The organism is Maribacter sp. C-4077 (assembly GCF_055378385.1).
Window position 1 is genome coordinate 1698621 of the sequence record NZ_AP038807.1, and the last position, 14684, is coordinate 1713304.

Annotated in this window: 13 protein-coding genes; 12 read left to right on the forward strand and 1 reads right to left on the reverse strand. The window is 35.5% G+C overall.

Annotated elements, in window-relative coordinates:
• The first annotated feature begins 1 nt into the window (after position 1).
• From ACZ41C_RS07310 to purD, 11 genes are all read left to right on the forward strand, one after another.
• Positions 2-1093, forward strand: coding sequence for an iron-containing alcohol dehydrogenase family protein (locus ACZ41C_RS07310; protein WP_464565221.1), 1092 nt, complete (start codon positions 2-4; stop codon positions 1091-1093).
• Positions 1093-1809, forward strand: a complete 717-nt coding sequence (locus tag ACZ41C_RS07315) for a phosphocholine cytidylyltransferase family protein (RefSeq protein ID WP_464565223.1) — start codon at positions 1093-1095, stop codon at positions 1807-1809. The genes ACZ41C_RS07310 and ACZ41C_RS07315 overlap by 1 nt, the downstream gene beginning before the upstream one ends.
• Positions 1810-1812: 3 nt before the next feature.
• Positions 1813-3003 carry a CDP-glycerol glycerophosphotransferase family protein gene (locus ACZ41C_RS07320; protein WP_464565225.1) on the forward strand — a complete coding sequence of 397 codons (1191 nt, stop codon included), beginning with the start codon at positions 1813-1815 and terminating at the stop codon, positions 3001-3003.
• Positions 3004-3009: 6 nt separating this feature from the next.
• Positions 3010-3927 (forward strand): ComEC/Rec2 family competence protein, encoded by a 918-nt coding sequence (locus tag ACZ41C_RS07325; protein WP_464565227.1) that lies wholly within the window; start codon positions 3010-3012, stop codon positions 3925-3927.
• Between the two features lie 4 nt (positions 3928-3931).
• Positions 3932-5341, forward strand: coding sequence for an oligosaccharide flippase family protein (locus ACZ41C_RS07330; protein WP_464565229.1), 1410 nt, complete (start codon positions 3932-3934; stop codon positions 5339-5341).
• A gap of 1170 nt (positions 5342-6511) precedes the next feature.
• The gene (locus ACZ41C_RS07335; protein WP_464565231.1) at positions 6512-7207 is read left to right on the forward strand and encodes a glycosyltransferase family 2 protein; all 696 of its coding nucleotides are present in this window, start codon (positions 6512-6514) and stop codon (positions 7205-7207) included.
• On the forward strand, positions 7204-8958 hold the full coding sequence (locus ACZ41C_RS07340) for an O-antigen ligase family protein (protein WP_464565233.1): 1755 nt from the start codon (positions 7204-7206) through the stop codon (positions 8956-8958). Before ACZ41C_RS07335 ends, ACZ41C_RS07340 begins: the two co-directional genes overlap by 4 nt.
• Positions 8948-9763 carry a glycosyltransferase gene (locus tag ACZ41C_RS07345; RefSeq protein ID WP_464565235.1) on the forward strand — a complete coding sequence of 272 codons (816 nt, stop codon included), beginning with the start codon at positions 8948-8950 and terminating at the stop codon, positions 9761-9763. The genes ACZ41C_RS07340 and ACZ41C_RS07345 overlap by 11 nt, the downstream gene beginning before the upstream one ends.
• 67 nt (positions 9764-9830) lie before the next feature.
• On the forward strand, positions 9831-11129 hold the full coding sequence (locus ACZ41C_RS07350; protein ID WP_464565726.1) for an undecaprenyl-phosphate glucose phosphotransferase: 1299 nt from the start codon (positions 9831-9833) through the stop codon (positions 11127-11129).
• Complete coding sequence (locus ACZ41C_RS07355) at positions 11130-12107, forward strand: UDP-glucuronic acid decarboxylase family protein (protein ID WP_464565237.1); 978 nt, start codon at positions 11130-11132, stop codon at positions 12105-12107.
• Between the two features lie 42 nt (positions 12108-12149).
• Positions 12150-13421, forward strand: a complete 1272-nt coding sequence (gene purD, locus ACZ41C_RS07360; RefSeq protein WP_464565239.1) for a phosphoribosylamine--glycine ligase — start codon at positions 12150-12152, stop codon at positions 13419-13421.
• Between the two features lie 54 nt (positions 13422-13475).
• Here purD and ACZ41C_RS07365 read toward each other — a convergent pair whose 3' ends face one another.
• Positions 13476-13697: a DUF6341 family protein gene (locus tag ACZ41C_RS07365; RefSeq protein ID WP_464565241.1), complete on the reverse strand. Its 222-nt coding sequence runs from the start codon at positions 13695-13697 to the stop codon at positions 13476-13478.
• Between the two features lie 41 nt (positions 13698-13738).
• On the opposite strand from ACZ41C_RS07365, the gene ACZ41C_RS07370 reads away from it, so the two are divergent.
• Entirely contained in the window at positions 13739-14677 is a 939-nt protein-coding gene (locus tag ACZ41C_RS07370) for a hypothetical protein (RefSeq protein ID WP_464565243.1), read from the forward strand.
• Positions 14678-14684 lie beyond the last annotated feature (7 nt).

Consider the following 14684-nt stretch of genomic DNA (forward strand, 5'->3'; position numbering starts at 1 on the left):
GATGTTTAAAATAAAACCACTTATTTCAACGGGCAAACTTTGTTTGGAATCGATTAGTGAATTTCCATTGGGTAAGGATATTTTAATCCTAACCTCGAAAACAGTGGCTACTAATTATGGACTTCCTGAAATATTTAGAGCGTTAAAAGAAAAATCCAACCTATATATTTTTGACCATATAAGTCCGGACGCACCATTTGATGATTTGGATATAGTCATTGACACGGTAAAGGAGATTCGCCTAGACACCATAATAGCAATTGGAGGGGGGTCCACCATGGATGCCGCGAAAGTGCTTTCTATAGCTTTTGAAGGAGTTAGCTACAAGGACATCTTTTACGAAAGGGGGCAATTACCTTTTAAGAAAATTCCAGTTTTGGCCATTCCTACTACAGCAGGTACGGGTGCAGAATTGTCATATGGAGCAATTATTTACGATAAGGCAATTGGAAAGAAGGGGGGTATTAGGGGAGAAATTGTTCAACCGGATTATGTTTTGATAGATGCTAACTTACATAATGGCTGTCCTCCTAAACTAAAGGCAGAGGTGGGTTTTGATTGTCTTACACATGCTATAGAAACATATATTTCTAAAAAAAGCAGTCCTATTGTGAAAGTCCAATCTGTGAACTGTGTTAGAACTATTTTACAGCACCTTTTACCTGCGGTTCGTAAAAACTCTTTTGACGATATGGAAAAAGTTGCGATAGCTTCTTCCTTGATGGGTATAAACTTAGCATTAAGCTCTACATGTTTGCCACATAGGATTCAGTATGTAATTGGACCAAGGACAGGGACAAGCCATGCACAGGGCTTAATTGGAATTTACAAAGGCTGGCTAAGATATTTAATGGAAGAGAAAGTATCGGAGTTAACTGATTTGACAACTGATTTGGGTATTACTGTAGATGAATTTTTGACCGAGGTAGAAAATTTAAGGAACCAGCTGGAAATAAACTATGGGATATCAAAATTGGGTATTACAATTGAAGATATTGAAGATATCGCATTGGCTGTAACTGGAAATGTGCATGCGGACCCTTCCTACAAGGACTTGAACAGTATTATAAACATTTTAAAATTATCATTATAATGATTGCAGTAATAATGGCAGCTGGAAAGGGAAGTAGGTTAGGTGAATATACTGCCGACTTACCCAAAAGCTTACTTCCTTTAAATGAAAATGGGAATACGTTATTGGACTATAATTTAAACATTCTTGAAAACCTAAATATTGATAGGGTTTTAATTGTAACGGGATTCAATAGTGAAAAAATAGAGAACCATGTAATGAAAAAAAACAAAGTGCAGACCATTTATAATCCTTTTTGGGCATATTGTAACGTATTAGGTTCTTTATATATGGCCTTGCCCTATATCCAAGATGATTTTCTTTTCCTACATGCCGATACATTAGCGGATATTGATATTTGGAAAATGTTGGTTTCCCATAAAGGTGATATGGTACTCCCTTTTCAAAGGAAAAAGTGTGGCGATGAAGAAATGAAGGTAGTTTTGGATCAGAATGGAGATTTGCTGGATATAACAAAGGAAGTGTCCCCAGAGAAATCTCAAGGAGAGTTTTTGGGCATTGCCAAATTTTCTTTATCCACGGTGAATTTTTTTAAATTAACAGCAGAGCGATTTTTTAAACAAGAAAAGTTGAACTTGTACATGGAGTCTGTCATTCAAAGTGCCATTCAAGAAAATGAAATCCAGATAAGGACAATGGATATTTTGGACCATAAATTTGTTGAGGTTGATTTTGAGGAGGACTACCTAAAGGCGAAAACGCTTTTCGGCATTTAGGATATGCGCAAATTATTAAAATATACTTCACTGTTATTTTTTCTTCCACTTTGGTATTTGCAAAAGCTTTTGCCAAGAAAGGGGCATATTTGGGTTTTTGGCTCTTGGAATGGTCAAAGATATTCGGACAATAGTAAATATCTTTTTGATTATGTTAATACGAATCATCCAAAAGTAAGGGCAATCTGGCTTACCAAAAGTCAAGTGGTCCATGAAAAGTTGGTAAATCAAGGTTTTGAATGTCATAAAAATTGGAGTACAAAGGGAATATTATTAAGCTTAAAGGCAAAATATATTTTTGTAAGCTCCGGTAAAAAGGATATAAATTATCTCTTCATCAATGGAGCCAAGCTTGTTCACCTTTGGCATGGGAACCCATTAAAAAAAATAGGACTTGACGATAAATACTCTTCAGTAAATGGATTTTACTACAGTAAAATTGTGAAACACGTTTTCCCCATGTCCTTTGAATTTAATTATGATTATATGGTGTCCAATAGTGAGATATTTACCCCCTTAATGCAATCTTCCTACGACCTAGCTAGAAATCAGATTTTAGAGACAGGGTGCCCTAGAAACGATGTGTTTTTTTCTCAAAGAAAAGATGGTTTCAATATAAATTTAGAAAAACTGTATCCCGGTGTTAAAATTATTTATTATTTACCTACTTTTAGGAGTGGTGATACCCCTATGAATATTTTCACGCAGTCGGATTTTGATCAAAAAAGGGTGGAAGAATTTTTGGAATCTGAAAATATGATTTTAGTGAGTAAGGGACATTTTGTAGAAATGGACATTGAGACATTCGATCAAAAGGAAAAATCCAGAATTATACATCTTAGTGACGCTAATATCGAGTCTGACATCAATAATATGTTGAAGGATGCGGATGCCTTGATTACAGACTATTCTAGTGTATTTTTTGATTTTTTGCTCACTCAAAGACCTATAATTTTTGCAGCTTTTGATTTAGAGGAATATATGGAAAAGTCAAGGGAGCTATATTTTGATTATGAAGAAGCAGTAGCTGGTCCAATAGCTAGGGATTGGAATGAAATATTATATCAATTAAAAAATATTTGGAATAATAGGGAAAACGAGTCTCTATTAAAGCAAAAAAATAGAATTTATAATAAGTATCATGATTCGGCCAATAGTAAAAGAGTTGCAGAAGCAATAATTAGTCTTAGCTAAACACTCATGAAAGCCAGTTCCTTTTTGTATTTAATATTTTTCACCCTATTTGCGAGTTGTTCAAAGGAGGATTCATTTACTTTGGAAATAAAATCATTCCCAAATAGGAAAAACGATTTTAGCCTTTGGCAGCTGGAACAATACAAAGGTATCTCCCAAATGGGTTATATTTTACGAACTGATGGGAACAGGATAATACTTATTGATGGTGGGGCCGAGGATACGGCAGAATTGGTTGTTGAATACATACTTCAATTGGGGGGGAAAGTTGATTATTGGGTCTTGACTCATCCTCATTATGATCATGTAGGAGTCCTGAAAAACATACTTGAAAGGAAAAGTAACCTCACCATCAATTCTATTATACATTCAAAGTTAGACTTGGAATTAATTAGGCTTCATGAACCACATTCTTTTGAATATACGAGGGATTTTTATGAGAAGGTGGATGCTTCGGGTATAAACCAATATATCCCAGAAATAGGGGAGGAACTTGACTTGGATGCGGGTGTAAAACTTAGTGTACTAGGAGTCGAAAACCCTAACATTCTGGTTAATCACATCAACAATTCTTCACTCGTATTTAAAATTGAAAGTAATTCGAAATCCGTTCTATTTACAGGAGACCTGGGTGTTGAAGGGGGAAATAGAATATTGGATAGAACGGGAATTGAAAAACTTAGGTCAACTCATGTACAAATGTCACACCATGGACAAGACGGAGTGTCTCAACAGTTTTATCAAACTGTATTGCCCAAAGTGGCACTTTGGCCTACACCAAAATGGCTTTGGGAAAATGATTTGGAGGCAAGGGGTTATAATTCTGGCCCATGGAAAACATTAATAGTTAGGAGTTGGATGGACCAATTAAATATAGCAGAACATATTGTGGCTGGAATTGAAGGAACAACACAAATAGATTGATTCAATGGCCACGGTATCCAAAAATATATTTTGGCAAACAATTTCGGCATTTTTACAGATTTACACTGGGGGAATAATATTTATTCTTTTGGTCAAGGTTCTCTCAATGCGGGACTTTGGATTGTTGACCTTTGGATTCTCTTTCGCGACCCTATTGGCAACTTGTTTGGACTTTGGCCAGTCCTTAATGATTATGAAGGACGTGCCCCAGAATGCTTTTTCAGCTGAGAAATACATCATGAACACTTTAGCTCAAAAGATGTTACTTGTGGTGTTTTTTTGCTCCCTATTTTCGATATATCTTTTTTTGTTTTATTCAGGGGAATGGAGAATCGTTGGTCAGATATTTGTGTTATTTGCCGTTCTCACCTCCTATGCCCTATATTTACAGGCTGTTCTGAGGGTAAGGAACAGGTTTAGGGATGCTTCATTATCGATATTATTGTACTCGGCCGTAATCACCTTTTTAATGTTCCTAATTTATATGGGAACTATAGATATAAAAGGTTTTATTTGGTTTTTAGTAGTTGCAAGGATAGTTCAATTAGTCGCCTTGATGGTTTTTTGCAGAGATATTTTTGTTAAAAATTGGTATAGCAAAAAAATCCAAAAACATCTTTTGAAATATAGTTGGTCTTATGGTGCACAATTTATTTTTGGCACTTTTTATTTTATGGCTGACACTCAGATAATTGCATTGTTATTAAGCGCCGAAGACGTTGCACTCTATCAATCTATTTTTAGAATAGTGTATATATTGTTAATAGTCTCGGATGTGGCCTCCAACGTTCTATTACCATATTTGTCCTCCAAATATTTTAAAGAAAGTTCCATTGACGAAATTTCAACCAACCTAACTCATTTTCTATTAATACTGGGTTGTTTGCTTTTTATTTCATTTTCCTTTTTTTATTCTGAAATAATAGAATTACTATACACCCCAGAATACAAAAGTGCGTATTCCTTGGTACTTCCTTTAAGTATGTTAATTATAATCCGAACAGTAACGGCCTTATACGGAACATTACTTACAATATCAAACAATCAGGTAAATAGGGTTAAGGTCGTTTTTGTAAGTATGATTTTGAGTATTTCATTGAATTTGTCACTTATTCCATATTTTGGAATATTAGGTTCTGCATGGATAAGTGTAGGAGTGCATATGGTCTTATTATTAGGGTACGTCTGGTATTCTAAGGAGGATTTTCCAAATATTGAACTTTTGTCCAAAAAAAATATTTTAGTAATTGGACTAACCCTAGTCTTTCTAATATTTGAAAAATCCCTGACCCATGATTTTATTATTAGTGCTGGATTAGTAGTTCTGTGGGGAGTAATTATCTTATTTTTAGTAAAGAAATATAAAATGATACCCTTCTTTAAACAAATCCTGGAAGATAAAGGAGTGGTATAATACTTTGTTCATGTTTAGGCTCTTAAGAAATCCATTCTATATATATATAATAGGCTTTTCATTATCCTTTCTAGTCTATTTATTGGATTGGAGTAGCATATATCCAAGTATCAGTAAATCAATGACACTTTTCTTTCTAATTACCTTTTTTTTCTTTGGTTGTTTTGGTCTTGCTATTAATTATATAAAACTCATTAAAAAGACGTACTCTCAAACAAAGCCTAGTTTAATTCTTAAATGTGCTTATATATTATTGTTTTTTTATTTGTTTGAATTTCTCATAGAAGGAGACATTCCTCTTTTTTCCAAATTAATGGGTAGGGCGGGGGTCCATTATATGGAATTTGGTATACCGTTGATGCACGGTATTTTGATATCGTTCAATTCATTTTTATTGGCCCATACATTTTCGACCTATTTGTCAACGAAAAACAAAAGACTTTTAAGGGTGTATTTTTTATTATACTTGCCGGCACTTCTTTTTTTAAGCAGGAGTATCTTAATGTTGGGTCTTCTAACTTCAGTATTCATATATATCCATTATTCTAGGAGAATCCGCTTTAAGAATCAAGTAAAACTATTGGTTCTTGGGGTTGTTTCCCTCTACATGTTTGGAGTATTGGGAAATCTAAGGTCGGGAGGGGATTATATTTATGTGCAAAGCCAGGCAACTGAAGAATTCATGGAATCCAAGATACCTAAGGAGTTCTATTGGACCTATCTTTATGTAGCATCCCCCCTGGCAAATTTTCAGAATACGGTGGACAAAACAAACAGAAAGGAAAAGGACTTTCTTGGTTTTATATTCTATGAGAATTTCCCACAAATTATTTCGAAAAACCTTGGCGGACCCCTTAATGTACAACAAAGAGACTTGATTAGAATTGTGCCTTGGCTAACCGTAGGAACTACTTATGCAAAATCGATATCATATTTGGGTTGGTGGGGTCCCTATCTATTATTTATTTTCAATCTGTTTATTTATTTGCTATTCATTGTTTTTCTGGTCCCTAGAAGCAGCAATTATCATATCACCGGTCTTTCAATTGTGTCGGTAATTATCCTTTTGAACATATTTACCAATATGCTTATTGTCACCGGGATATCTTTTCAATTGGCATACTGTGTTATTTTCGCATTCTTCGAACGAAAAAAAATTGTTTTAAAGCAATGAAGATATCTGTATGTATGGCGGTTTATAATGGAGAAGATTTCATCAAGGAACAGATAGATTCCATTTTGCCACAACTCAAGGATTCAGACGAATTAATTGTTTCGGATGATGGTTCAACGGATCAAACCTTATCTATAATCAATAGTTATGCAGATGATAGGATTTCTGTGTATCCATCGGGACGAAAGAATATCATCTTGAATTTTGAAAACGCCTTAAAAAAGGCCACTGGGGAAATTATTTTTCTCTCCGATCAAGACGATGTTTGGTATCCTAACAAGGTGTCCAAGATGGTAAAATACCTGCAAGACTTTGACTTGGTTTTTTCTAATGCCTCAGTATTTAATGATACTATTGACGAGACAACTCTTCTTTTTAATAAAGGAAAAATTAGAACTGGTCTATTCAGAAATTTAATAAAGAACAATTTTATTGGTGCCACTATGGCATTTAACAGACCTATTCTGGATAAGGCACTTCCTTTTCCGGTTAATATATATATGCATGACGCTTGGATTGGATCGGTTGCTGAAATTGGGGGTAAGACTTTTTATCTTGACGAGCCACTTATTTTTTACAGAAGGCATGGCGGCAATGCTTCGCAAACGGGTGAAAAAAGCAAAAATTCATTTCTCAAGAAAATTGCCATGCGCTACAATTTGATGTTTTGTCTTTTGAAAAGATTTTTATGAATAGTCCTAAGATTAGAACCCTACATGGAATTTATCTTTTTATAGGGGCTATTTTTCTTGGTGCAATGCTCCAAACGTTGATTTTTATTCATCTCAAAAGCGAAATTTTATCCAACGATACCAAAATCGACTTTTACTTTTCCACCAAGAATATTTTTGATACATCCCTTTATTATTCTTTCAACCAAAAGTTCACACGACACCAAAAAGTGGATGGAGAAAAATTGGATGATACCACTATAAGGTTTCATCTTCCTGGGAATGATACTTTAGTTACAAACTTCAGATTGGATTTTGATAATACCTCACAGGTTTCCAAAATATCCATAGACAGCCTAAGGATATTTTATGGAACAAGTCATAAAGTTTTATTTAAGGATAAAATCTTTGACCATATTTTTTTAAATAGTGAGGCGGTGGACTTGGATTTTAGAAACAAAACAATTGGTTTTAACACAAGAGCCAATCCTAATGATCCTTATATAATCTTTGATCCGTTAGCACATATACTATTGGATAATCACCCATTAAATAGGTTAGCTTTGTTTTTTCCTTTTATAATCGTTTTGATTGTTATCCTCATTAGGGAAAGAGTATGGGGCCTTAAATTTTCGGTTACCGATTTTCTTTTTTTGATGTTTATTTTTTCCATACCACTAAAAATTGCCTGGACAACGTTTGCAGCGATTTTAGTTTGTCTTTGGGGCCTGTACAAGTCTATGGTTCTTTCCAGTTTCAATTATAAAAATTTGAATGGTATTTTTCTAGTTGCTTTGTTTTTTGCTTTAGTCATTTTTGGGAGACCAATAGGGTTAAAAGCAATAGACCATCAATTGGGACTCCTAGTTTTTTCCTTAATTTTAGATAGTAATATTTTAGATAAAAAAAAAGTTGCCAAGTGCTATGTGCATGTTTTTCTTTTCTTAAATGCGCTAATATGCACTTCAGCAATTGGGTTTCTCATATCTTTTCAAGATGTCTTCGGACTTGAAATTTTGCAATATTTCGAAAACATAAAGACTTACAGTGGAAATATAAGGGATTGGTTGTATTATGACCATGCGGCATTTCTTTCCTTTTTTTCTATCATGGTTCTGCCGCTAATGGATGAAATGACCGAATTTAATCGAAAAACAAGAATATACTGGTTGTATAATATATTTATAGTTTTAACAATTGTCCTTATGGGTGTTAGAATTTCATTTTTGATTTATTTGATAGTTCTATTAAACTTGTACTTAAAGAAAGACTATAAGTGGAGTATAGGTTTTAATACATTGTTGTTCCTCGTTTTAACATTACTCCTCTTTGTAGGAATTAACAAACTAGATCAAAACAGACATGAGTTATGGAGGGTTAGCTGGGAAGCGATTAAAGAGAGACCACTTTTTGGTTATGGTCTAGGCAGTTCAGACAAAATAATTCATCATTCGGAATTCATGGAAAGTACGGGCTTTAAAGTGCCTGAAATTCTTAACCATTCCCACAATCAATTTCTGACGATGTGGCTTGAATTGGGTTTGGCAGGTATCTTTACGGTTTTAGCCATTCTCCTTATTTATCTAAAACAGACAAAGCTTTACAAGAGCAAACCAATGGTTTTATTTATATTTGGCACTAGTTATCTTTTTTTAACAGAATCCGTACTACAAACCTCTAAACCTTTTTTCGTCCTTTGCTTTTTATTTGCTTTGTTTTCTCTTAAGCAGAATCATATGGACAAGGAGAAAGAACAATTATATGAAATATAACTTAACTATTTCTGTAGTTCTTTACAACACAGATAAGGAAGAAATATTCAATATTATTGATATCATTTCTAGGTCTAAATTGAACACCAAACTTTATTTCATTGATAATTCTCCAACAATGGAATTAGGGGAATTGATAGATAAAACTGACCTAATTGAATACATATATAATGGAGAAAACTTAGGTTTTGGAAGGGCCCATAATATTGCCATAAATTTTGCAAGAAAAAATTCGGACTATCATTTAATTTTAAATTCTGACGTTCATTTTGACCCAGCGATTTTGAGTGAAATGTTGGATTATATGGAGCTAAACAAAAATATTGGGCTGATGTCTCCCAAAGTACTTAATCCTGATGGTAGTCTGCAATATACAGCGAGGTTGCTTCCAACCCCAGGATATTTGTTTATAAGAAGATTTCTTCCTCTAGAGTCGGTTCTTAAAGCGTTAGACGAGAAATTTGAACTTAAGTCATTTAATCAGAAAAGTGTTATAGATGTACCCTTTTTTATTGGATGTTTTCTTTTGGTTAAATCAAGTGTATTCGACAAGGTATTGGGCTATGACGAGAGATTTTTCATGTATATGGAGGATGTAGACTTGATTAGAAGAATTTATTCTCACTATAGGACAGTGTATTATCCTTTTTGTTCAATAATTCATAAACATGGTAAAGGTTCATATAAAAATAAAAAGTTATTAAGATACCATTTAGATTCATCCTTCAAATATTTTAATAAATGGGGTTGGTTTTTTGATATTGAACGAAAGCAAATCAATAGAAGAATTTTGAATCAATTTTAGAGGTATAATTTAAATGTTCCATAAACAACATAGATATTCTGGTTTTTTAACACCGCTATCCTATTTAATGGACCTTTTGGTTGTAAACCTATTTACCAATTTCTTACCTATTAACTTTCAAAACCCATGGCTTTTCCATAGTTATATTTCTATTACCTGGATTATCATTTCATTTAAAAATGAATTTTATGAAGTTCACAGGTATTCTAAGGTAGTTGTAATACTAAGAAAGCTGTTTACGCAGTTTGTTTTCTTTTTTTTGGTCTTGTACGCCTATATAGGTTTTTTTAAGCAACCCTTAATGAGCCGACTAGCCCTTGGAAAGTATTTTCTATTGGTTTTTGCAGGAGTTTTTGTTTTAAAGTTTCTCAACTACATATTGCTAATGCAGTACAGAAGTCTATGGAAAGGAAATATTAGAAATGTTGTTGTTATAGGGAAAAGCAAAAAAGCGAATCAGCTTATTAGTGTATTTGAGGAGAGAAAGGAATTTGGTTATAAATTTAAAAGGCAGTTTTCCACCAAGGACCAAAACTTTGACTTGATTACTTGTTTTAGGTACATAGTCAACAACGAAGTAGACGAAATATACTGTTCCGTATCAGAGCTTAGAAATGATGAAATTGCGGCATTTATCGATTTTGCCGATAACAACTTGAAAACCTTAAAGTTCTTGCCTGATAATAAGAATATCTTCGCCAAGAAATTAAAATTTGAATACTACGACTACCTACCTATTCTTTCCCTAAGGGACATTCCCTTACATAATCCGCTGAATGCATTTGTCAAGAGATTATTTGATATAGTTTTCGCTCTTGTTGTGATTTTTGGAATATTATTATGGTTTGGTCCATTGCTGGCTCTATTAATTAGATTGGAATCTAAAGGCCCCATATTTTTTATCCAAAAGAGAACGGGTTTTGATAATAAGGAATTTCAGTGTTTTAAGTTTCGTTCTATGGCCGTAAATGAAGATTCTGACGATAAACAAGCTGCCAAAAATGACATGCGCGTTACAAGGATAGGACGTTTTATCAGAAAGACCAGTATTGATGAACTTCCTCAATTTTATAATGTCCTATTTGGGAACATGTCCGTAGTAGGGCCTAGGCCACATATGTTAAAACATACGGACGAATACGCGAATAGGGTCGATAAATATATGTTAAGGCATTTCGTAAAACCTGGAATTACTGGTTTGGCACAAATTAGAGGTTATAGAGGAGAGATAGAAAAGGAGAGTGATATTCAAAACAGAATCAAATTTGATATTTTCTACGTTGAAAACTGGTCATTCATTTTAGACATAAAAATAATTGTGCAAACCGTTTTGAATGCTTTTAAAGGTGAAGAAAAGGCGTATTAAATGAAAAAAATCCTAATAACAGGCGCGGCCGGATTTCTTGGTTCACATTTATGTGACAGATTTATTAATGAAGGTTTTCATGTCATTGGCATGGATAACCTCATTACGGGAGATCTGGATAATATAAAGCACTTATTCCCATTGGAGAATTTTGAGTTTCATCATCATGATGTGACCAAGTTTGTGCATGTTTCGGGCAAATTGGATTATATTTTGCATTTTGCCTCTCCTGCCAGTCCTATCGACTATCTTAAAATCCCAATCAAAACCTTAAAGGTAGGTTCGTTGGGTACGCTGAACCTTTTGGGCCTTGCCAAGGAGAAAGGGGCAAGAATATTGGTGGCTTCCACTTCGGAGGTGTACGGGGATCCATTGGTGCATCCACAGACCGAGGAATACAATGGCAATGTGAATCCGGTAGGCCCTAGGGGAGTTTACGATGAGGCCAAGCGCTTCATGGAGTCCATTACCATGGCTTACCACAGACACCACGGATTGGAAACAAGGATTGTCCGTATTTTTAATACCTACGGTTCCAGAATGCGGTTGAATGATGGTAGGGTGGTACCGGCATTTATGGGTCAGGCCTTGCGAGGGGAAGATTTGACCGTATTTGGTGATGGTTCGCAAACTCGGTCCTTCTGTTATATCGATGATCAGATTGAAGGAATATACCGATTGTTATTCAGCGATTATCCGGATCCTGTCAATATTGGAAATCCGCATGAAACTACCATTAAAGAGTTTGCAGAGGAGATAATTGCCCTGACCGGGACAAATCAGAAAATTGTTTATAAACCGCTTCCCAAGGACGATCCCACCCAACGCCAACCGGATATCACAAAAGCAAAAGAGATTTTGGGCTGGGAGCCTAAGGTAAGTCGGTCTGAAGGCCTAAAAATCGTATACGATTATTTCAAATCTCTTTCTCCTGAGGAGTTGCAGAAAAAGGAACATCGGGATTTTTCTTCCAAATAGTTTATTTACGCATCAAAGCTTACTTTTGCCAAAAGCATACTCATGAACATTTTAATTCTTGGATCTGGGGGCCGTGAACACGCATTCGCTTGGAAGTTGTCCCAAAGCGATCATTTATCAAAGCTCTACATTGCCCCTGGAAATGCGGGCACCTCCAATTTAGGTGAAAACATACCAATTGGTGTAAACGATTTTGATAAAATCAAAGAGGTCGTGCTGGAAAAGGAAATCGACTTGGTGATTGTTGGACCGGAAGACCCCTTGGTAAATGGGGTCCATGATTTCTTTTTGGAGGATGCCCAATTGAGGCATGTGCCCGTTATCGGGCCACAAAAAATGGCCGCCCAACTAGAGGGTAGTAAAGAGTTTGCCAAGGAGTTTATGATGCGTCATAATATTCCAACGGCCAAATACCAAAGTTTTACTTCGGAGACCTTGAACGAGGGATATGAATTTTTGGAGCGACTTGCCCCTCCCTATGTTTTAAAGGCCGATGGTCTCGCTGCCGGAAAGGGAGTGGTCATTCTTAAGGATTTGGAAGAAGCAAAATTGGAATTGAAATCCATGTTGGTCGATGCCAAATTTGGAAGCGCCAGCACCACCGTTGTCATAGAGGAGTTCTTGGACGGCATAGAATTAAGTGTTTTTGTACTTACCGATGGATCAAACTACAAGGTGTTGCCCACGGCCAAGGATTATAAAAGAATCGGTGAAGGCGATACAGGACTCAATACAGGCGGTATGGGTGCAATTTCCCCCGTTCCTTTCGCCGATGATACTTTTATGGGCAAGATACACGACCAAATTGTAAAACCTACCGTAGAAGGGCTTAAAATGGACAAGCTTCCTTACAAGGGTTTTATTTTTATCGGTTTGATAAAAGTTGGCGATGATCCCAAGGTAATCGAATACAACGTTCGTATGGGTGATCCGGAAACCGAAGTCGTATTGCCTAGAATCCAAAATGATTTTGTGGAGTTGATGGATGCCGTTGCCAAAGGGAGTTTAAACGATGTGGCGCTTAAAATCGATGCACGTGCCGCCACCACGGTGATGTCGGTTTCGGGCGGATATCCAGGTGCTTACGAAAAAGGAAAAGAGATAAGCGGGATCGACACCATTGAGGATTCCATAGTTTTCCAGGCGGGTACCACCCTTAAAGAGGGTAAAATATTAACAAATGGCGGAAGGGTCTTGGCGGTAACTTCCTATGGGGAATCATTTAAGGAGGCTTTGGCGATTTCCTACAAAAACGTTCAAAAGATACAATTTGAGGGAATGAACTACCGGCGGGATATAGGTTTTGACCTATAAAGAAAAACGGCATTTTCCAAATTGGAAAATGCCGTTTTTTTTAAGTGTTGATCTTTATAGGTACGAGTGCGAAGATATCGACTTATCCTCTTCACCGTTATCGTTGAACTTTTTAAGCTCCAGCATCCAATACACAAATGCCGCGAATCCTATCAACATAAATATCCAGTTTAAAATATTGGATAGGGTCCAGCTTTCCATAAATCGCAATGCATCCAATGGTGCAAAAAGTACATTGACGAACAAATCCTCGATACCGTAAAAAAATGACTTCATCTTATTCCTATATTTACAGGGCAAAAGTATAAAAATCATCCATGATTTCAAGCATTTTTGGTAAAACAAAACCGGTAAACTTTGTCATACTGTTCAGTTTTATCTTTTTGTTATATCCCATTACGCTATTATTTATACTAAATCGGGATTTAACCACCTTACAACCGATTAAGGAACTTATCGTATTGGCCGTCTTGATATTCAGCGTTTTCATTATAGATTTCATAGTAAAACGCAACAAGCTAACGAAGAACAATTCGTATGCCATCCTATTTTTTACCTTATTGCTAATGCTCTTCCCAAATACCCTAGGGGATTCAAACGCCATATTTTGCAACTTTTTTTTGCTTTTGGCCATGCGTCGAATCCTTAGCATCAAATCCCTTAAGAACATTAAACTGAAGATTTTTGATGCAAGTTTATGGATATTGATCGGTAGTCTTTTTTATGAATGGGCCATAGTCTATTTGGCCCTGGTGCTTTCGGCCATATTTATCTATGAGCCTAAAAACCTAAGAAACTGGCTCGTAATTCTTTCCTCGGTAGTTTGTTTCGTTTTAATACTGGGTGGTTTTTTATCGGTTTTTGAACGCTTGGATTGGCTTCAGGAACATTATAGATTTCATATAGACTTTAAGAACATGTTTGCTTTTGATTTAGGGTCAAGCGTAAAAATCGGTTTGTACATTTTAACGAATTTGGTACTCGTTATTTGGGCCTTCTTAAAATTGGGAAAGGCGGGAGTTGGACGGATCATCATGATCAGGTTGGTAGTACAATCCTTCGTGTTGGGTTTGTTGGTAAACCTTTTGGTCCTTTCAAAGGACAACTATGCTTTGTTAATTACGTTCTTCCCATCGGTTATTTTGATTACAAATTATGTGCAATCCATTAAGCGCGAAAAATTCAGGGAGATCTTTCTTATAGCCAGCTTCTTAATTCCTATTTCATTTTTTTTGGGTAGGCTTCTGATTTCCTGATATAAGG